This window comes from Arthrobacter sp. MDT2-34-1 (assembly GCF_059091365.1).
This window is the reverse complement of the sequence record NZ_JBNHGO010000002.1, coordinates 67116-86431: the sequence shown is the minus strand read 5'-3', so window position 1 is coordinate 86431 and position 19316 is coordinate 67116. Positions and strand designations below refer to the sequence as shown.

Below are 19316 nucleotides of genomic sequence, written 5' to 3'. Positions count from 1 at the left end.
CTAGCCATGCATGATGCCCAGGTGTCCACGGACAGCTACCTGCAACGCACGGTCGCCCCGCTGGTGGGTGTCGCCGCGGAAACGTTCGGGTTCGAGACGCCGGCTGCGCCGAAACTTTCCATACCGACGCTCCTGAAACCCGCTGTTCCACGTCCGGGAGCGCGCGGCCGCACGTCCAAGCCGTGGGCCCGCCGCTACCAGGCCAAATTGCTCGCTACGGACACTGCCATCCTCGTGCTCTCGGTAGCTGTGGCACTGCTGCTCGTTGGTGATCGGGTAACCGGGGCCGGTGCGGCCCTTGCGCTGGTCACCGGCGCTGTCATGGCCTGCGCCCTCGCGGTCGGGAGGACCCGGGACCTGCGGGTGATCGGTGTCGGGGCCGCCGAGTACAAGAAGGTGATCAGGGCAAGCTCCGGTGCCTACGGGATGCTCGCCGTCGTCCTCTTGGCCCTGCAGGCGGAGGAGTTGGCACCTCCATTCGTGGCGGGAGTGCCGGTCGGCATCGTCGCGCTGCTGGCGGGACGCTGGGGCTGGCGGCGGTGGCTGACGAAGCAGCGGGAGAACGGACACTACCTCTCGAAGGTCGTCGTCCTCGGTGCCTATGAAGACGTCGTTTACGTGATAGACCAGATCGCCAAGAAATCCGGCGCCGTGTACCAAGTGGTGGGGGCAGCGCTGGATGGCGTCCCGGCCGACAGCGACGCCCTCGCCGCACGGCAGGTCCCCGTGGTGGCCGGGCTGGACGACGTTGAGCGGGCCGTGGACATCCTTGGCGCAGACGCCGTCATCGTTGCGGGACAGGTGGGGCAGCGCAGCGGCTACCTCCGGGAACTCGGCTGGCGGCTGGAGGAGAGCGCCACCGAGCTGGTGGTCGCGCTATCGCTGACCAACGTTGCAGGTCCCAGGATCCAGATGCGTCCGGTGGAGGGCTTGCCGCTGATGCATGTCGAAAGGCCGCAGTTCTCCGGTTACCGGTACTTGCTCAAGCGGTTCGTCGACGTCGTCGTCTCCGCTGCCGCCCTGCTTGCCCTGCTGCCGGCCTTCGCCGTCTTCGCCGGCCTGATCCGCTGGGACTCGCCCGGCAAGGTCATTTTCAAGCAACGCCGGGTGTGCCGCAACGGACAGACGTTTGAGATGTTCAAGTTCCGGTCCATGACCGCCAACGCTGAGGCCGAACTTGAGGCCCTCAAGGCTATGAACGAAGGCAGCGGGCCGCTGTTCAAGCTGCGAGCCGACCCTCGTGTCACCAAGGTGGGCGCCTGGATGCGCAAGTACTCGCTGGACGAACTCCCGCAGTTCCTCAATGTCCTGCGGGGTGAAATGTCCCTGGTCGGGCCCCGGCCGCCGCTGCCCTCGGAAGTGGCCGGCTACGAGGGGCACGTGGGCCGCCGGTTGTACATCAAGCCGGGGCTGACCGGACTGTGGCAAATCAACGGGCGGTCCGACCTGAGTTGGGACGAAAGCGTCAGGCTCGACCTCTACTACGTGGAGAACTGGTCGCTGACCGGGGACCTCATGATCATGTGGCGCACGTTGAAGGTCATGGTGAATCCAACCGGCGCTTATTGAGGGCCCGCCGTTCACGCGACGAGCGCCCGCTACCGGCAGGAACAAGGGGATTGAGCAGGGAAAGGGGAAATTGATGGGGGCGGATATACAGGCGGTCAACCGCCTGGACTTGGGACGGCACGTCCCGGACACCGCGCTGGCGCCGGAGCTCGCCGGCAGGGCCGGGGCCATGCTGCGGCAGTTGCAGTGGGACGCCGCGGTCGGTGGATGGACAGCCGACCGGCTGAAAACAGAAGGTGATGCGCGCTCGCATGAACTGCTGGTCGCAGCGCTGCGGCGGTCTCGGCCGGAGGACCTGGTGCTATCGGAAGAGGGCGAGGATGACCCGGCGCGCCCAAGGGCCGAACGGGTCTGGATTATCGACCCGCTGGATGGCACCCGCGAATTCTCCGAAGGGCGCCGGGATTGGGCGGTCCACGTGGCGCTGTGGTGCAGGGGCAGCCTGCGGGCTGGGGCCGTCGCGCTGCCGGGACTTTCCACGACCCTGGATACATCCGACCCCGCGGTCCGGTTGCAACCGTCCCGCTTCCCGCCGGGCCGCCGGTTGCGGATCGCGGTATCGCGGACCAGGCCTCCCGCCGTCATTGGCGCGCTGGCCGAGGAAACGGGCGCGGCAGTCCTGCCGATGGGCTCTGCCGGCTACAAGATCGCCGCCGTGATCCGCGGCGAGGTAGATGCCTACCTGCACAGCGGCGGTCAGTACGAATGGGATTCAGCGGCTCCGGTCGCCGTGGCCCGCAGCCGTGGCCTGCATGCCAGCAGGCTGGACGGTTCGCCACTGGTCTACAACCAACCGAGTGCGTACTTGCCCGATTTGCTGGTCTGCCGGCAGGAACTGGCAGGCGACCTGTTGCAGCGGCTCAGCCGGTTGCCCCGGGAATAGGCCGTTACGTGCTGGCTGGCACAAACAAAGGGGGAAGAAAGAGATGAATGAAACAACCAGTGGGCCGCGCTATCACGTGAGCCACCTCAAGCTCCTTGAGTCGGAGGCGATCTACATCATCCGTGAAGTCGCCGCCGAACTGGAGAAACCGGGGCTCATGTTCTCCGGCGGCAAGGACTCGATCGTCATGCTGCATCTCGCGGCGAGGGCCTTCGCACCTGCGCCCATACCGTTTCCGGTGGTACACGTCGATACCGGCCACAATTTCGACGAGGTCTTGCAGTTCCGCGACTCCTTGGTCAAAGAACTCGGGGTGAACCTGGTGGTCGGCTCGGTGCAGGATGCCATCGACCGCGGGCTGGTGCAGGAGGAACCCAACGGGTCCCGCAACCGCATCCAGACGGCGGTGCTGCTGGAGACTGCCGAAAAATACGGCTTCAACGCCCTCATGGGCGGGGCGCGCCGCGACGAGGAAAAGGCCCGGGCCAAGGAACGGGTTTTTTCCTTCCGTGACGAGTTCGGCCAGTGGGATCCCAAGAACCAGCGTCCGGAATTGTGGGGCCTGTACAACCCCCGCATCCACCTGGGCGAGAGCATCCGCGTGTTCCCCATATCGAACTGGACCGAACTCGATATTTGGAGCTACATCGCGCACGAGCAGATCACCGTTCCGTCGATCTACTACGCCCACGAGCGGGAAGTCTTCGAACGCAACGGCATGCTCTTCGGGGTGCACCGCTTCTGTCAGCCGCGAGGCAACGAGCGCACCTTCAGGGAAACGGTGCGGTACCGCACCGTCGGCGACGCCACCCTCACCGCCGCCGTCCGTTCCACGGCGACGACGGCCGCGGACGTGATCGCCGAGGTGGCGGCGACCCGCGTCACGGAGCGCGGCGCCACCCGTGGGGACGACCAAGTAAGCGAAGCGGCCATGGAAGACCGCAAGAAAGAGGGGTATTTCTGATGGATCTGTTGCGTTTCGCCACCGCAGGTTCGGTCGACGACGGCAAGAGCACGCTGATCGGACGCCTGCTCTACGACTCAAAATCGATCTTCAGCGACCAGATGGAAGCCATCGAACGCACCAGCCGGGAACGAGGCGACGAGTACACAGACCTGGCGCTGCTGACCGATGGGCTGCGCGCCGAACGGGAACAAGGGATAACCATTGACGTCGCCTACCGGTATTTCGCGACGCCAAAGCGCAAGTTCATCATCGCCGACACCCCGGGCCATCTGCAGTACACCCGCAACATGGTTACCGGCGCCTCCACGGCGGACGTCGCGATCGTCCTCGTGGACGCCCGGAAGGGCTTGGTGGAACAAAGCCGGCGCCACGCCTTCCTCGTGTCGCTGCTGCAGGTGCCGCACCTGGTGCTGGCGGTCAACAAGATGGACCTGGTCGACTGGTCGCAGGACGTGTTTGACCAGATCCGCGAGGAGTTCAGCGGATTTGCCAGCAAACTGGAAATCACCGACCTTTCGATCATCCCGGTGTCCGCGCTGCAGGGCGACAACGTGGTCTCGCGGTCCCAGAACATGCCGTGGTACGAGGGGCCGTCGCTGCTGCACCATCTTGAGAACGTACACATTGCGAGCGACCGCAACCTCGTGGACGTGCGCTTTCCCGTGCAGTACGTGATCCGGCCGCACCAGAACCGCAACCACGACTATCGCGGCTATGCCGGCCAAGTCTCCGGGGGCGTCATGAAGGTCGGCGACGAGGTGATCGTCCTGCCCAGCGGCCTGCCTTCGCGGATCTCCGCCATCGATACCCCGGACGGACCGGTAGACGAGGCCTTCGCTCCGATGTCGGTCACCGTGCGGCTCGAAGACGACCTGGACATCTCCCGCGGTGACATGATCTGCAGGCCGAACAACAAGCCGATGGTGGCCCAGGATATCGACGCGATGGTGTGCTGGATGAGCGACAAGCCGCTGCAGCGGGGGCAGAAGCTTGCGGTCAAACACACCACGCGCAGCGCGCGGGCCTTGGTTAAGGACCTGCAGTACGGGCTGGACATCAACAGCCTGCATCGCCGGCCCGACCCGGACTCGCTCAGCCTCAACGAGATCGGCCGGATCAGGATGCGCACCACGTCGCCGTTGCTCGCCGACGAGTACAGGAGGAACAGGCAGACCGGCGGTTTCATTTTGATAGACGAGGCTACAAATGCGACGGTGGGGGCCGGAATGATCGTCGCCACGGCCTGATACTGCCTCTGCGTAACAGCCCTGCCCGTGGATCCACGCCACGGGCAGGGCTGTTATGCAGGGTGGTTGGAACGTGAGGGACAGCCGGTTCCCCTGGCTCGCCTAGCGGTTGGCCGCGGCAGTAAGCGGCTTCTGCGCCGCTCTCACCAGGCTGAGGAGCTCCGCGACAGCCTCCTCGATGTCCACCCGGGAAGTGTCGACCACGCAATCGGCGTCCTGCGGCGTTTCGTAGGGCGAACCGATGCCGGTGAAGTCTGGAATGAGGCCCGCCCTAGCCTTCGCGTACAGGCCCTTCCGATCGCGGGCCTCGCAGACCTCCAAGGGGGTCGAGACGTGCACCAGAACGTAACCGCCCGCCTCCCGGGCCATTGCCGCAACCTCCCGGCGTGTGGCTTCGAAGGGTGCAATCGGTGCGCAGACCGCTATGCCCCCGGCCCGTGAAATCTGTGCCGCCACCCAACCGATTCGACGGACGTTCAGCTCACGATCGGCCGGCGAGAAGCCCAGCCCCGCCGACAGCATGCGGCGCATTTCGTCGCCGTCCAGCAGGATGGACTCGCGGTCATCCAAACCCTGCAAGCGTTCCGTGAACCGGCGGGCCAAGGTCGACTTGCCGGAGCCGGAAAGCCCCGTAAACAGCACGACCAGGCCCTCCGGCCGCGCTCCGGCGGCGGGGGCGGCGGGTGGCGAAGGGGAGGCGCCGGACGCATCAGCCGCCGTGAAATCCAGGACAGCCGCGGCGCCAAGCCGCTCCAGCGCATGGCTTCGCAGCAGGGAATGGTCCTGGGCATCCGGTATGACCAGCAGACGCACCAAGGCGCCGGAAACCCGATGGGCGCAGCGGTCCAGGGCGTCCAGCAGCCTCCCGAGGTCCCGCGTGGCGGAGGCGGAACTGCTCACGACGGCGGTCAGCAACAGGCGGCAACCGGCTTCGGAGGCGGCGGCCACCGCCTCGGCGATCTGTGCCGGCTCCGGCGGTACGGCGAAGGCTGCGACAAGGCACGGGCCGTCCGCCTCCGACAGGGGAGCGGTCAGGCGAAGTCTCCGCGCCGGCGGGTGCTCTGCCGGTTGTAACGGCTCCAGGGTGCCGCTCACATAAACGGCACCGTTGCCGCCCGTGCCTGCCGCTGCCTCCCGGTTCTCTGGCTCTCCGTGGTCGCCGAGTTCAGCAACCGCGAGCCGGGCAAGCGGCGTGCCTTCCGGGTCAGACAGGAGGAGGGCACCTTGGGCGGCGCCTTGCCGTGCGACATCGGGCGGCACGGGCAGCGTGAACTCGTGTGGCCAGCCGTCCGGTTTATTGCCCGGCCGGCAGTAGCCGTCCGCTGGCGCGTACAGGCCGCCCGTGAGCAGCTCCAGCTCGTCAAGCCTGGCGCCGGACAGCGCGAACACCGGCTCGTGCAAGGAAGCGGACCAGTCACTCATGGCGCCACCTCCGACGCCGGTTGGCCAGCCGCTGCGCGGACCCGTTCGTGCTTCTCCGTCCAGGCCAGGGCGGGGAAGCCCCGGCGCCGGCGAATGTACATCCAGACCAGCGGTGCCACCAGCAAGACCGCGACCAGGATTATCCCCGTCGTGGTGTTGTCGACACCCAGCATTTTCAGCGAGGAGGCCAGGAGGACGAAGGCCAGTGCCCGCCTGACGAAACCACCGCTGAGCCGGGACGACATCTGGGCTCCGACCCAGACGCCCGGAATACTGCCCAGAATCAGTGGCAGGGCAATTCCCAGGTCCAGCGAACCGAACAGCATATGACCGACGGCAGCGGCCACGACAAGCGGCACGGCTTGCACCAAATCCGTGCCAACCAACTGGGAAGCCTTGAGTCCCGGATAGATCATCATGAGACCGATGATGATGATCGAACCTGACCCGACGGATGTCAGGCCGACGATCATGCCGCCGACGACGCCGAGCAGCACCGTCGGCAGGATCCGGGCGGCTACTTCCGGTCGATCCAGCAGCAGCTTCGCGCCCTGCCCGTTGCGTGACTTGGCTCGTTCGGCCAGCCGGATGTAGGCACGGACGACCAACAGCACGGCGGTGAGCATCAGGGCACAGCCCAAGGCGAATTTGATTCCGTCTTGGACCCCGGCGTCGTCGCCGAGCGCCTTGAGTACCAGGACCCCGCAAAAAGCTGATGGCACGGCCCCGATAGCCAACCACTTAACCAGTTGCAGGTTCACGGTCTTCCTCCGCAGGTGGACCGCCGATCCGACCGGTTTCATGACTGCGCTGGCCAGGAGGTCACTGGAGACGGCCGTCAGCGGCGGGACGTTGAAGAAGAGCACCAGCATCGGTGTCATCAAAGCGCCGCCGCCCATGCCGGTCAGCCCGACAACGATGCCAATGCCGAACGCGGCCAAGCCGATAGTCATGTCCATGAAACGATATTCTGGCAGCCCTGCCGCCGGGGAAATAGAGTATTTTTCCGTGCTGCTACTGGAATAAGTGACCCAGCCCCGCGCGCAGGAGAATTCTTTCTGGAATGCGGGTGCTTCCCATTGTTTTCGCCGGCGCTGCGCACCCGCTGGCTCATTGTTCGTGCGCCAGTCGGCATGCAGAAGGGGAATTCAGTGCGCCGTCTTCGATGAATTCGCGGAAAGCGGCCAGGTCCTCCGGACGCGAATCGATGGAGGTGTCACCCACCGCCAGATGGTCTTCCTGGTGAGGGCCGGAATGGTTCCAATACACCAACGCGCGCAACTGTGGCAGTGCAGCGAGGTCGTCGGCGGCGTTCCGGAAGAAGTCTGCCTTGGCGCCGGCTGGTGGAAGTTCCGCCGCAACACCCCATTCGGCGAGCATCTGGGGCTTGTCCGGGTAGTTTGCCACCGCCCAGTCATAGAAACCAGGCCAGGCCCCGCCACTCGAGCGGTTGACGAGTCCCGCCAAGTCCGTGGTGCCGGATTCGGGGTAGGCATAGGGATCCTGCGCAATCCAATCAACGACGTCGTCACCTGGGTACAGGTCGCCGAACCAGTCTTTCATGGCCCACTTTTCGGCACCGGTGTAGTTCATCACCGTCACCACGTTGTCCACACCGTTGGACCGCAGTGTCGACACGACGTGGCGAAAAAACAGGCGGAAATCATCGGCAGTCTGACCGGAATCCGGGTCCGTGTTGACCTCGTCTTCCATCTCCGCGTTCAGCGACAGGAAAAACGGCTGCTTGGCGTGCGCGGCCAGGCGGCGGGCCAACCGGTTAAGGAAATGATCCGCGTCGCCGTCGGCAACCTGACGCCAGGTCAGCCCGTCCGGTTTCCAGTTGTAAAAAAGAATCCTGTTTTGACCCGATTCGTTGCTGCGTGCGCGTTCGATCTCATCGGGGAACAACTTCTCCTGGCCTCGCTTGTAATAGCGCACCACGTCCACGTTCCGTCCGGCCGCCGCCTCAAAATCGGTCAGGGCGGCATCCCAGTCCTGGCCCGGCAGCGGGTTGGCGGCCACGCCAAGCAGGACGTTGCAGGCCGGCTGCGCCCGCCCATCGGCCTGCGGAAACGGCAGCGAGCACGAGGGGAGGGACACTGCGGCAGCAACTGATGCAACAAGCAGTACACGACGTCTCATCCGCATCCTCCTCCGGCGTGTGCCTTCACAGCCGGTGGGTGGCCGCATTAGTCGGGCTGACAGCGTGCCTCCGGCCGACCTCTCGGGTGACTGTCGGTTCGGCGGCGGCCTCCGGAGCTTCCCGCATCTGCGTCCCGCGCAGCAGCGACGCCCTGTGCCGCCACACCGCGGCGGCGTAAATTAACGCGGCTGCCGCCGGCACCGCCGCCTGGACCGCCGGCGGCCACAGCAGCACATGTGCGGCCAGCCACGGCGCCGCACCGAAGACCAGCAACAGGAAGGCGGCCATCGCCACAACCTCCCGCGAGGCCGGCACAATGTGCAGCGTCCGGTGCACCTGGATCAGGCACAAGACATTTTTGAGCACAATCGCCGAGGCCCACGCTGCCGCAGCTCCGAAGATGCCAAGCACCGGGACCAGCAACAGGCAGAGCACCACATCGGCGGCCAGCGCCAGCGCGACGTTGATCAGCGACAGGCTGCTCCGTCCGGCCATCAACAGCAACACGTCCAGCGGTCCCATGGCCGCGCCAATCAGCATGGCGCAGGCCAGCAGTTGCAGGCTTCCGGCAGCGAGGGCGAAGGAGGAACCAAACAACAGCTCCAGGAGCCATTCGGCATAGGCAGCGATCAAGAGGTACACCGGCCAGGTCAGCATGACCGCCCACAGCGTCATCTTCCGTGCCACCATCTTGGCCTGGTCGGGCCGCCCGCGCGCGAGGAGCCGCGCAAGTTGCGGTTCGCTGACCTGTTGCATCGCGCTGGTGGCCATCTGGCCCACCACCAGGAATCGCGTGACGGCGGTGTACAGCGCGGCGGCCGACGGGCCGGCGAGCACCGTGACCAGCGCGATGTCCGCCCGCTGCAGCCCGACCTGCGCCAGCCGGGCCAAGCCGCGGGGGATCGTGAACTTCCAAAATGCGGCGCGCGCAGCGTTGGCGCTGCTGGGACAGTCGATGACGGCTGCCGACGAGGTGCCGGTGAGCGAGCCCGGATTCGCCCGCAGGATCCGCAGCAGCCCCGCGGCCGAGAGAACCAGTCCCAGCAGGTAGGGCGCCGTCCAGGCCAGAGCCAGCCCTACGGCGTCGGCACCTGATAAGCCTGCCAGCAGGACGCAGGCAAGCTGCAGGCAGGGGCGCAGCAGACGCTCGACGACGATCGTCGGCCGCATGTGCGCCAGTCCCCGCGAGACGGCCAGCAGAAGCTCGTACGTTGCGCCAATGGGCAGCGCGGCGGCGAAGACCACAATCACGTCCCGTGTCGCCGGCGCCCCTCCGAGCAGCTGTCCGAGCGGCCCCGCCAGCAGCATGCCGGCGGCCATCACGACCAGGCTGGCGGCCAGGGCGGCCAGCAGCCCTTCCACGACCAACCGACGGTTGTGCCTGCTCTCGGAGCGAGCGTTGTTCCACGCGATGGAGCGGATGAGTCCTTGGTCCACGCCGAGTTGGCACAGTGCCAAGGCAATCAGGAACAGCGACGTCACGGCGAACAGGGAACCGGCGGTCTCCAAGTCCCAGAGCCGGGAGACCAGGACAATGAGCACGAAGTTTGCCCCGGCAGAGATCCCGCTGCCCAGGATGTTCACACTGCCGGAGCGTGCTATCCGGCGGACTGCGGCGTGGCCGTCGTCGTCATCCTGCCGGACGCGCCCGTTACCCTTGGCGAACACGGAAGACGCCACCGGTCAGCTGCGGGAGAGCGGCCGGGTGCGCTCGCCGACCTGCGTTGAGCCTGGCCCGTCGGCCGTGCTCCCGCCATCGACGGGTCCCCCTACCGGGACCGGTTCAAGGCTGGCCGCTTCCTGGCGTCGGGTCGCGGGCGGGGGCGGCGTGGCCCTGCGCCGCCTGGAACTCCGGCGGAGGAGCACTGATCCAAGCATGGCGGCACCACCATTGCCCAGCAGTTCGCGGGCCGCCGACGCTTCCATGGCTGTGGACCGGCCCTGTGCCGCGACCAACACCGCCTCACGGCAAGCGCGCATCAGCGAGCCACCGGTGGCCGAGTCGGCGGTAGGTCCAACAACGAGCACCAAATCCGAGGCGTTCTGCAGGGTGGCCAGCACGGTGTCCAGGCCGCGGTGCTGGACCAGCGCCGACAGGCGTTGCGGCTCCCGCCCTGTTTCCAGCACCGATACGTGCTCGGAAACCGGAACCAGGAGCGTCCGGGCTTCCGACGGTGGACATTGGCCGTTCAAAAGCTCGCTCAAGCCATCCCTGGCCGCTGCACCGTCCTGCCCGGGGGCGGACGCCTTGCGACCAAGCGGCGCCGTGCCGTCCGCCATCACCACCACGGTGCGGAGACCGGCTTCCTCGAACGCCTGCGCCAGCCCTTCGGACACCTGCCGTGCCGCCGTTCCTTCCGAGAGACCGGCAAGCAGGACGGTGTTGTTCGGCAGGAACGTCACGCGCTGCAACGCGTTGCTCAGCCGGCGATAGTCGTCCAAGGCGGCCTCCGCGTTCCCCCCTGCCGCGAGCGCTTCCACCGTGCCGAGCACCGGACCTGTTCCTGCGGCAACAAGATCCGGTCCGTCAAGAATCCGCTGATGCAGATGCTCGCGCAAGAGGGCCAGCCCGACGCCCACCGCCACGGCCAGAAGGACTATCCCTCCGGCAATCAGCAGCGGGTCCACGCCGTCAGGGACGGTGGGGAGGCTGGCCGGATCGATGATGTCTCCGGGATCCAAGGATCCTGCCTGCGCGTCCGAAGCCTCCAGCCTTATTTCCGCTAGCTGGTTGGCGTACAGGGAGACCTGCTGCTCGAGGTCCAGTACGGCCGCCTGGTCTGGTTTTTCCGCGGCCCGCGCCTCGTTTAGCGCGGCGGAGGCCTGGTCCAGCAGCTGCGTCGCGGACGCGATCTGCTCATCGTGCATCGCCGATCGGGCCTCCAGTACGTCGGCGGCCCGGTCGCTGCGGTACTGCAGGTAGGCCTCGGCCAGCGCCCCGGCCACGGACTGGGCCTGGGCCGGTGAGTCAGCGGTGTAGGTGATGTGCACCACCTGGGAGTTGGACGGCACCTCCGTGGCGATGAGTTGCCCGGCATCTTCGCCGAGCGCATCTCCGACAGATTCCCTGGCGAGTCCGATCACGGCCTGCGTGTGGACCAGCCCGGCCTCGGTGGTTAACGCGGCGAGCTGCTCGTTTCGCGTCGGCGGCGTCGCCGGCGAGAAGGGATTGCCCGACAACGGTTCCAAGAAGACAACGCTGGTCGACGAATACTTGGGCACGCTGCCCGCAACATGGGCTCCGGAGCCAAGTACCCCCAGCAGCACCACGGCCAGCAGCAACAGCCAATGCCGGCGCATGGCACGGCCAAAGAATGCTGGGCGCGCCGATGAATGGTCCATGATTAAACCCCCAACTTTTGCCGGCCGGCTTCCGCCTCCGGCGTCCCCCAAAAGTTTTCCCCAAAAACGCCCGCCTCATGCCCCAAGCGGTGCGTGGTGCCCAGTCTTGCACAGAACCACAACGTGTGGAATAGCCTGCTGGGGCAAAAATTAACGCTTTCATCAATAGCGCCAATGCTTTCCCCGAAATCCTTGACAGGAATCAACGCCGCCGTGATTATTGGCAAATCTGGGGGCGAACGGCCGGCACAATTGCCGTGCCGCGGGGAACGGCTTCCAGCCATGGGGGAGTCGTGATGGGTATCAACATGTCAAGTGCTCGGCCGGCTGTAAAGCCGCGGGTGGATGCGGCAAAGCGGGAGGACAGCGGCGTGCGCCGCATGGCGCCACTCACCGCGCCGGGGGAGCACGGCGGCGCGCTGCAAGGGCGGCAACATCCGGCGGTCCTGATGCTCGGTGGATTCGGCCGCAGCGGGTCCACCCTGTTGGAACGTTGCCTGGCAGAATGCCCCGACGCCGTCGGCGTGGGCGAAGTGCTTCATCTGTGGGAACGGGGGCTGCGCGACGACGAGCTCTGTGGTTGCGGCCTGCCGTTCAGCCAGTGCGGTTTCTGGCAGCAGGTTGGCGAGGCTGCTTACGGCGGCTGGCCGCGGGTGGATTCCGTGCAGGCGATTCAGGACCGCTTCGCGGTCGTGCGGAACCGCTTCCTGCCGGAGCTGGCGTCCGGGCTGCCGCTGCCGGGCCGCAGGAAGGCCCGGGAGCGCCTCCTGCACCGGCTTGACTCCCTGTACGGGGCGATTGCCCAGGTCAGCGGTGCCGGTCTCATCATCGACTCCAGCAAACATCCCGCGTACGCATACTTGCTTCGTGCGGCCAACGTGCGGCTTCGATGCGTGCTGGTGGTCCGGGACCCGCGCGGGGTGGCGTACTCATGGGCCAAAGTTGTGAGGCGTCCCGAGAGCACGGGCGCGGAGGCGCTGATGCCCCGGTACTCGACCGCTGCCGCGGTCACCCGCTGGACCCTGTATGGAGTCCTCTTCCACGCCCTGACCCTGCTGCGCGTACCGGTCATGACCGTGCACTATGAGGATTTCATGGCCAGGCCACGCGAAACAGTCCACGATGTCCTCCGGTTCGCCGGCGTGAACGCCGGTGCGGCGATGGAACACATCAGCCCCGCGGAAGTGCAACTCGCTGCCCATCACACCGTGGCCGGCAACCCGATGCGGTTCCGCACAGGCGCGCTGCCCATCCGTTTGGATGAGGCTTGGCGGCGGCAGATGCCGGTGCGGGACCGGCGGATCGCCGCCGTGCTCAGCGCCCCGCTGCGCGCCGCCTATGCCGCGGCGCGCAGCGGAGCGAAACTCAGATTCCGCGGCCGCGGGCGTTAAGTGCCCGGACCACGACCGGCGCCTTGACCAGCTTCAGCACCAGCGCCAGCGCAAGGTAGGCCCGCGGCTCCAGCAGGCTGCCGGCCAACGACCCGGCCGCCGTGCGCACGGCCTCCCTGCTGTTCCCCTGGGCGGCCAACGCGAACGCCCTCTGGCCCTGCATCCACGCCCGGCCGCGGCGGTCTGCCGCGATCGCCGGATGCTTGGCCATCAGATACTCCAGGCCGTCTGCCATCGCGTCCCAGCGTCGGGAAAAGTACGAACCGTCGGGGTGCCACAGCACGTCGGCCCCCACCTGCCCGAGTACTGCCACTTTCCCATGCTGGGCTGCGCGCAGCAGCAAGTCATAGTCCTCGCCGTAGCCGTACGGCAGATCCTCGTCCACCAACCCGACTCTCTCGAGCAGGTGCTCGCGCAGCAGGAGATAGGTCGACGGGTGCGCTCCGGTCAACCTGCTGCCGGTGAGCTGCCCGGCCGTGATCTCCCGGACGTTGGGGATGCGGACCAACCGCTTTTCCCCGTAGTGGACTTCGATGCCCGTGACACAGGCGGTGGCGGAGCGGTCGACCATGGTCTGCACCTGCCGCGTCAGTTTGTCCGGACGCCAGGCATCGTCGTCGTCGCAAAACGCCACCAGCGGTGCGTCGGCGGCGAGCAGGCCGGTGTTGCGCGAGCCGGCCAAGCCGGGAGTGCGCCGGTTTGACATCACCCGGACTTGGCGACGGGGTTCGGTTCTGGCCAGGGCCGGGTCCTCGGCGCACCGGTCGTGGACCACGGTCACACGGATGGCGCCGGGATAATCCTGGGCCATCACGCTGCCGATCGCCTGGCGGAGCAGTTCGGGCCGGTTGTGCGTGGCTATGACGACGTCGACGGCTGCATCGAGCTCCAGCCCGGTAGGTGTGTTCATGACGTCCTTCCCTCGTGTGGAAACCTTTGTCCGTGCCTGCGCTGGCCGCGTGCAGCCACGGCCGCGGCCAAGGCCAGCCCGGCCGCCAAGCTGGACCCGATCGTGGTGGGGAGCCCGGCGCGCTTGCTGCGGTCGGGCAGCACGGCCGGCCGGGAGATGTAGCCGGGTTCCGGGTCGTGGACGCTTAGCGCCGTCAGTTCTGCCTCAAGCTGCGCGTGTTGGCGGCTGAGCGTATTGACTCCCACGGCAATGTTCGCAGGGGCCGTGCTCGACCGGTCGTGCATGCTGCGCTCGATGACCCGTTTCTGGGCGGCGATTGTTTCCGCCCGGTCCCGGGTGGTCGCCGCGAGCGATTCGCTGCGGACCTCAAGAAAGTTTTCGGCCAGGGCGGCGACGGCCCGGTACGCCGTCCGCGCCTCGGGCGCCGAGACGTAGAGCTGCAGGATCCGCGAGTTGACCACGGGCAAAACCGTGACGTCGTCCAACAGCCCGGCAGTACCTCCCGGGTAGTCCAAGCCGCGGGCAGTCTGCCCCAAGACCCGGTCAGAGAGCAACAACTGGACGGCGGAGTCGATGGAAACATCCACGACCAGGGCGTCGCTGAGGGCCAGGTCCGAGACCGCCACGACCACCACGTCGGTGCGGGCGGTGTATTCGGGTTCCTTGGCGGCATGTAGTCCCAGTCCGGCGGCCAGCATGGCGGCAATAACGGCGCAGCCGGTCCGCCAGTTGTCGCGCATCAGGCCGCGATACCTCAGTCCATGTCCACGGTCCGGGGGCCGGAGCCGTGCCTGCCGGTGCGGGTGTCGGTCCTGAATCGTCATGTCGGCCACCGCTATCTGCGCCAGCTCGGAGTGACGCCCAGCAGCCGGGCGAGTCGTTCGTCGTCGTCAACGAAATCGTCGCGGAGCTGCCTGCGCAATCGCTCCGGCATCGGCCGGCTGGGACGGGAATTGGAATGCACGGCCGCGGGCGGGCGCCAATCCGGCAGCCCGAGGTGCTCCAGCAACCTGTCCCACTGCGGCAGCCCCGGCTGGAAAAAGTCGTCGGCGTCCAGCACCAGTACGTGCTCCCGCCCTACGGCGTCGAACATGCGCTCCAGTTGTGCCGCGTACCGGCCACGGGCACGGTAGGCGTGATGCTGGTGCGCGAACGACTGATAGCCCGGGTCGGCGACGATCCGTTCTTCTTCACCGGCCAGGCGCCCCGGTTCGGCCGCAAGCGCATCGGCGAAGCCAAGGGTCTCGAACCCCCGGCCGTACTCCTGCTTGTGAGCCGAGAACGCCCGCTCGGCCGGGTCGCGCAGCAGCACGATAATCTTGACCGGCCCCAGCACTTGTGCGATCCGTCCGGGTGCCAGCGGGTGGAAGAGGTAGTACGGGCTGGCTTCACCGGTGATCTCCTGCCCTCGCGCGCGCCGCAGGGGAAAATGTGCGGCATAGAACCGCGTCCCCCGCCGGAACCGGTCCGCGGTGTCGAAGAAGTGAATGCCCTTGTTGAGGAGCGGCGGGCGCACGCCGGGGTGCTGGACCAACATGCGGAACAGGCTGGTGGTGGCGCAGCGTTGGGCGCCGGCGATCAGGAATGACGGACGCATCCGGAATTCGGCGCTGAGCCGGCCCACCGACGTGGCCGCGGTACGTGCAGCAGCGCGGGCGGAACCGTTGAGCCGTTCGGTCAGGGTCATCGGTCTCTCATTTCTTGCCGAGGGTGGTGAGGGCGGGATGCTCCAGCCGGTCCGCCAGCACCCGCTGGTGCCAGCGTGCCAACGGGCGGACCGCAGCCCCGTCAGGGGTCAGGCTGTCGAGAGTGAACCGGGCCGTGATGGTCAGTAGGTAGCCCAGTACCAGCGCGTCCAGTACCGCGGGGTCGCGGGCGGGGTCCGGCCCGGCGCTGCGGGCGACTGCCTGTGCCAGCGCCGGACGGCAGTCGACGCCGAGAGAGCTGCGCGCGGCGGCCATCTGGTCGACCGCCCGCAACACCGGGTGGGCCAGGTAATGAACGACGTCGCTGCCCAGCGGGACGTCGTGAGCGTACCGTTCCCAGTCCCAGACCAGGGGCGCTCCGGCGGTGGCAGCCAGATTCCAGGCGCCGAAGTCGCCGTGCCACGCTCCGAGGGGCACGTCCAGGCCTGCAAAGCGCTCGCCGTAGGCATCGGCCAGCTCCGGCAGCACGCTCTCGCTCGTGCCGTGCAGCGTCGTCAGCTCCCGCCGCAGCCCGGTGAACCAAGGGCCCGACTCGGCGGGGCAGGATCCGATGGTACCGGTTGCAGCGATAGCGGCCGCCGCCGCAACCGGGACCCCGTTCTGTACCCGCCGCCTGTCGGCGCGCAGCGCGGTCATCAGCAAGACCGCGTTGCCGCGCCAGTTGCCGTGGTGAATCACCTCGGGCACTGCGAAAGAGGCCGACCGGTGACTGGCCAAGGCGCGCAGCGCGCTGTGCTCATGGTCCACGAGGGCGTTCGTCAAGCCGTTGAGTCCCACCTTGGCGAATCCAATCTCCCGCCCGTCTGCCGTGTGGACGTTCAAGACCGGTTTCCGGTTCGCCCTCGCGGAGCCTACGGAGAGGGACAGCATCACCGGGGCGCCGACGACGTCGGCCAAGTAGTCGCTGATGGATCCGGACCCGGGAGTGACGTTCAGCCCGTAGGGCATCAGTGCCCCGCCGACCGATGACGCCAGCAGCTTGGCGAGCAGCCACCGCTGCGCCGAACGGCTGAACGAGTCATTGGCGCTGGGGCGGTTTACCGCGTCTGCTGCCGCCGCCCTGGAGTGGGCCGGCACCAGCAGGCGCGGCCGTCGCGGGCCGGGCACCAGGCGAAAGGCGTGCCGTCCGGGCCCGACGGGGCCGACGCTGACGCTCGAATCCGGGAACAACTGCTCCACGGTGGACACCAGGTCCTCCAGCGCCGGGCTGTTGCGGATTGTTTTCATGAAACCGGCTCTTTCGTTGGCTGCTTCCGGCGGGTGGCCAAAGGGTGGTGGGGCGGAGGCTGCTGCTCCAGTTCCCGCCGCCACAGCAGGCCGATGCCGATCATCAGGGTCATCAGCGGGGCGGCGATGGTGTCGTAGAACGGCAGCACGCAGAGGAAAAAGAGGAAGACGTAGAGCATGGCGGCCGAGTCCCGGTCGCGTGTCCGCAGCGAGGGCAAATACCTCCGGAAGATGAACCAGAGGAACAGGAACGCACCGAGTACCCCCGTGCAGAAGATGAGGTACCAGAGCGCGCCTTGGGTGCCCAGCTGCGGCGGCGAACACTGGCTGCAATCGGCGGTTGCGCCGGCCGCGATGGAGTAGAAGTTGTTCTGTTGGGTCCGCGGGGCGCCGAAGCCGATGACGGGCGAATGTTCCAGCATGGTGGAGATGCTTCGCTTGGCCAGATTGAACCTGCCCTGGTTGCTGTGTGGATTTTCCAGGCGTGCCTGCACCAGGTAGCCCAAAGGAGTCAGCAGCACCGCCATCAAGGCGGCCACGAATGCGGCGGCCATCGCAATGAGAACCACCACTTTGCCGCGCACCGCCATCCGTATCCCGGCCGCCAGGGCCAGGACGGCGAGACCGAGCCACAGCGCGCGGTTGAGCGAAAAGACAACCGGCGGCACCGAAGCCACCAATACCGCGGCCCAGAGCGCGCGCTGCCACCAATTCCGCACGTACGCGTAGGAGAGCATAAAGAACGGCAGGAACATGCCGAAGTTTGCGCCCCAGGAATTCGCATACTCGAACGGTGCCTTCGGCCGCGGGTTGTCGAATCCCAGAATGCCCTGCACTTGGGCCAGGCCGGGGTGGATCAGGCCGTTCAGGAACGCGTTCGAGGCCAGCTGGGCCGGCAGTACCGCCTCGAGCAGTGACGGAAAGTCCAGCCGCGACAGGAACTGTCCGGCATATCCGCCGAGAACGGTGATGACGAACATCCATGCCATCAGCAGCACGATGCGCCTGCGGGGAAGTTCCCGCTCGGAGGTGTTGCCGATGTAAAGCATGACGATGGTTACCGCCACAAACCACGCCATGCGGTAGGCCCACGGCAGGAGGCGCACGGGTCCTTCTTCGGGCAGCAGCCCGGGGACGGGAATCCAGAGCACGACGACGCCGATGGCAGCCACCGCCAGGAACAACCACCAGATCCCGAAACCGTGCGGGAGCAGCACTGCGCGCCGTCGCAGCAGGTGATAGCCCAGGGGAGCCGCCATCAGCAGGAAACCCAGCACCCCGAATCCCAGGAGCCACCACACGGGAAAACCGGCAAAGAACAGCACGAAGGGCCACGCATGCAGCGCCACCCGATTTTTTGCCCCCAACATCAAGATGCCCCCTGTGCCGTTATTTACCAGGACCATTCCCAGCCGTAAGCGCCCTCGAAGCCGCCCATCCGGAACGAAGCCGAGCCGTTGCCCTCCGGGACATCGAGGATGATCAGCCCCTCGGCGTCACCGCCGGGATTCACCGGGTTGGGCAGTAGATCGGCCTCGGGCACGCAGCCCGCGCTGTTGCCGACTGGATCCACCACCTGTTCGCCGTCGCCGTCCCAGGCACGGAAGTCGTGCACCGACATGGCGAAATAGGGCCAGCCGGATTCGGGCAGCTCGGGGTGGGCCTTCACCGAGAAATGGATGGCAACGAATTGCCCGTTGATGCTCGGCAGGGCGGTGTCCGCCGTGCACGTGAAATCGGCTTGGATTTCACTGGCCTCCATCTCGGCGAACTTCTTGCCGGTTGGTTCGCCGAGCACTCCCGCCTCCCCGACTTCCGCCGGCAGGTTGCCGTGGTCGTTGAGGTCGAGTTCAGCCAGTGGATCCTTTGGGGCGGCAGCGTCAGGCTTGTCCTTCTTGGCGGCTGAGTCAGGCGTTTTTTTCTTGGCGGCATGTGCCGTGGCCGAGGGCGACGGTTTCGCCGTCGCCTCCTCCTTGTTGCCGCTGCCGGGCTGTGTTGCCTTGGCCGGAGTCCCGCTTGCCCTCCCGCCCACGGTGGGCAGGTCGGCCGCCGCTGGATCGGCACCACCGCTGCACGCGGACAAGGCCACAACCAGGCCGAGCGCGGCACAGCCACGGGCCATCGTTCGTTTCATTCTTCCCCCCAGATGAACCTCAAGAACGAGGCTGGCGTACCCCGGAGCCAACGCGCCGGGGAACGAAGCTGACCCGATCGTATGGCCTTCATGTGGGAAGAAAAAGGTTTCAAATACCCGACTCTTCCCCACACCGTTACCGGGGTGGGAAAGACCGGGTATTCGACCCGTAGCGGACAAGGGGAATTCGAGTAGTGCGGAAGAAGAACTGGTAGCCGCAGGCCCCCGCCGAGTGTTTCCCGTTTGTTTGATCCCCGGCAATATTGGTGCAGCCTAGGGTCTTTTCTTTGATCCCGATTTGCATGTCCGGGATACCGAATGAGGGGCCGCAGCTATTCCGCCGCGAAAGCGGAAACGGGGGAGAACAGGAATAAA

16 protein-coding genes are annotated in these 19316 nt (G+C 66.7%); 5 read left to right on the top strand and 11 right to left on the bottom strand.

The window, feature by feature from the left end; all coding sequences use genetic code 11:
• Positions 1 to 6 precede the first annotated feature (6 nt).
• The 4 genes from AC5RVV_RS10815 to cysN all read left to right on the top strand — a co-directional run bounded on the left by AC5RVV_RS10815 (position 7) and on the right by cysN (position 4666).
• Positions 7 to 1569 (top strand): sugar transferase, encoded by a 1563-nt coding sequence (locus AC5RVV_RS10815; RefSeq protein WP_494001399.1) that lies wholly within the window; start codon positions 7 to 9, stop codon positions 1567 to 1569.
• A gap of 73 nt (positions 1570 to 1642) precedes the next feature.
• Positions 1643 to 2452 carry a 3'(2'),5'-bisphosphate nucleotidase CysQ gene (locus tag AC5RVV_RS10810; protein WP_494001398.1) on the top strand — a complete coding sequence of 270 codons (810 nt, stop codon included), beginning with the start codon at positions 1643 to 1645 and terminating at the stop codon, positions 2450 to 2452.
• Positions 2453 to 2495: 43 nt separating this feature from the next.
• A complete protein-coding gene (gene cysD / locus AC5RVV_RS10805; protein ID WP_494001397.1) occupies positions 2496 to 3416 on the top strand; it encodes a sulfate adenylyltransferase subunit CysD in 921 nt (306 codons plus the stop codon).
• A complete protein-coding gene (gene cysN, locus AC5RVV_RS10800; RefSeq protein WP_494001396.1) occupies positions 3416 to 4666 on the top strand; it encodes a sulfate adenylyltransferase subunit CysN in 1251 nt (416 codons plus the stop codon). Before cysD ends, cysN begins: the two co-directional genes overlap by 1 nt.
• 102 nt (positions 4667 to 4768) lie before the next feature.
• On the opposite strand, the gene cysC is transcribed toward cysN, so the two are convergent.
• The 5 genes from cysC to AC5RVV_RS10775 form a co-directional block, all read right to left on the bottom strand.
• On the bottom strand, positions 4769 to 6088 hold the full coding sequence (gene cysC / locus AC5RVV_RS10795; protein WP_494001395.1) for an adenylyl-sulfate kinase: 1320 nt from the start codon (positions 6086 to 6088) through the stop codon (positions 4769 to 4771).
• Positions 6085 to 7047, bottom strand: a complete 963-nt coding sequence (locus tag AC5RVV_RS10790; protein WP_494001394.1) for a sulfite exporter TauE/SafE family protein — start codon at positions 7045 to 7047, stop codon at positions 6085 to 6087. Before AC5RVV_RS10790 ends, cysC begins: the two co-directional genes overlap by 4 nt.
• 151 nt (positions 7048 to 7198) lie before the next feature.
• Complete coding sequence (locus AC5RVV_RS10785) at positions 7199 to 8110, bottom strand: glycoside hydrolase family 26 protein (protein ID WP_494001393.1); 912 nt, start codon at positions 8108 to 8110, stop codon at positions 7199 to 7201.
• A gap of 145 nt (positions 8111 to 8255) precedes the next feature.
• Positions 8256 to 9899: a lipopolysaccharide biosynthesis protein gene (locus AC5RVV_RS10780; RefSeq protein ID WP_494001392.1), complete on the bottom strand. Its 1644-nt coding sequence runs from the start codon at positions 9897 to 9899 to the stop codon at positions 8256 to 8258.
• A gap of 15 nt (positions 9900 to 9914) precedes the next feature.
• Positions 9915 to 11573, bottom strand: a complete 1659-nt coding sequence (locus tag AC5RVV_RS10775; protein ID WP_494001391.1) for a P-loop NTPase family protein — start codon at positions 11571 to 11573, stop codon at positions 9915 to 9917.
• Between the two features lie 380 nt (positions 11574 to 11953).
• Between AC5RVV_RS10775 and AC5RVV_RS10770 the strand changes: the two genes are divergently transcribed.
• On the top strand, positions 11954 to 12964 hold the full coding sequence (locus AC5RVV_RS10770) for a sulfotransferase domain-containing protein (RefSeq protein WP_494001390.1): 1011 nt from the start codon (positions 11954 to 11956) through the stop codon (positions 12962 to 12964).
• Here AC5RVV_RS10770 and AC5RVV_RS10765 read toward each other — a convergent pair.
• From AC5RVV_RS10765 to AC5RVV_RS10740, 6 genes are all read right to left on the bottom strand, one after another.
• Entirely contained in the window at positions 12939 to 13874 is a 936-nt protein-coding gene (locus AC5RVV_RS10765) for a glycosyltransferase family 2 protein (RefSeq protein ID WP_494001389.1), read from the bottom strand. The genes AC5RVV_RS10770 and AC5RVV_RS10765 overlap by 26 nt on opposite strands.
• Positions 13871 to 14614 carry a hypothetical protein gene (locus AC5RVV_RS10760; RefSeq protein WP_494001388.1) on the bottom strand — a complete coding sequence of 248 codons (744 nt, stop codon included), beginning with the start codon at positions 14612 to 14614 and terminating at the stop codon, positions 13871 to 13873. The genes AC5RVV_RS10765 and AC5RVV_RS10760 overlap by 4 nt, the downstream gene beginning before the upstream one ends.
• 95 nt (positions 14615 to 14709) lie before the next feature.
• Positions 14710 to 15561 (bottom strand): sulfotransferase, encoded by an 852-nt coding sequence (locus AC5RVV_RS10755; protein WP_494001387.1) that lies wholly within the window; start codon positions 15559 to 15561, stop codon positions 14710 to 14712.
• A 7-nt stretch (positions 15562 to 15568) separates the two neighbouring features.
• Positions 15569 to 16807 carry a hypothetical protein gene (locus AC5RVV_RS10750; RefSeq protein WP_494001386.1) on the bottom strand — a complete coding sequence of 413 codons (1239 nt, stop codon included), beginning with the start codon at positions 16805 to 16807 and terminating at the stop codon, positions 15569 to 15571.
• Complete coding sequence (locus tag AC5RVV_RS10745; protein ID WP_494001385.1) at positions 16804 to 18156, bottom strand: O-antigen ligase family protein; 1353 nt, start codon at positions 18154 to 18156, stop codon at positions 16804 to 16806. The genes AC5RVV_RS10750 and AC5RVV_RS10745 overlap by 4 nt, the downstream gene beginning before the upstream one ends.
• A gap of 44 nt (positions 18157 to 18200) precedes the next feature.
• Positions 18201 to 19073, bottom strand: coding sequence for a hypothetical protein (locus tag AC5RVV_RS10740; RefSeq protein WP_494001384.1), 873 nt, complete (start codon positions 19071 to 19073; stop codon positions 18201 to 18203).
• Positions 19074 to 19316 lie beyond the last annotated feature (243 nt).

What these genes read in the sequence shown, in the direction of transcription:
- AC5RVV_RS10815 (WP_494001399.1), top strand. Translation starts at nt 7, where the DNA reads ATGCATGATGCCCAGGTGTCCACGGACAGCTACCTGCAACGCACGGTC.
- AC5RVV_RS10810 (WP_494001398.1), top strand. Translation starts at nt 1,643, where the DNA reads ATGGGGGCGGATATACAGGCGGTCAACCGCCTGGACTTGGGACGGCAC.
- cysD (WP_494001397.1), top strand. Translation starts at nt 2,496, where the DNA reads ATGAATGAAACAACCAGTGGGCCGCGCTATCACGTGAGCCACCTCAAG.
- cysN (WP_494001396.1), top strand. Translation starts at nt 3,416, where the DNA reads ATGGATCTGTTGCGTTTCGCCACCGCAGGTTCGGTCGACGACGGCAAG.
- cysC (WP_494001395.1), bottom strand. Translation starts at nt 6,088, where the DNA reads ATGAGTGACTGGTCCGCTTCCTTGCACGAGCCGGTGTTCGCGCTGTCC.
- AC5RVV_RS10790 (WP_494001394.1), bottom strand. Translation starts at nt 7,047, where the DNA reads ATGGACATGACTATCGGCTTGGCCGCGTTCGGCATTGGCATCGTTGTC.
- AC5RVV_RS10775 (WP_494001391.1), bottom strand. Translation starts at nt 11,573, where the DNA reads ATGGACCATTCATCGGCGCGCCCAGCATTCTTTGGCCGTGCCATGCGC.
- AC5RVV_RS10770 (WP_494001390.1), top strand. Translation starts at nt 11,954, where the DNA reads ATGGCGCCACTCACCGCGCCGGGGGAGCACGGCGGCGCGCTGCAAGGG.
- AC5RVV_RS10765 (WP_494001389.1), bottom strand. Translation starts at nt 13,874, where the DNA reads ATGAACACACCTACCGGGCTGGAGCTCGATGCAGCCGTCGACGTCGTC.
- AC5RVV_RS10760 (WP_494001388.1), bottom strand. Translation starts at nt 14,614, where the DNA reads ATGCGCGACAACTGGCGGACCGGCTGCGCCGTTATTGCCGCCATGCTG.
- AC5RVV_RS10755 (WP_494001387.1), bottom strand. Translation starts at nt 15,561, where the DNA reads ATGACCCTGACCGAACGGCTCAACGGTTCCGCCCGCGCTGCTGCACGT.
- AC5RVV_RS10750 (WP_494001386.1), bottom strand. Translation starts at nt 16,807, where the DNA reads ATGAAAACAATCCGCAACAGCCCGGCGCTGGAGGACCTGGTGTCCACC.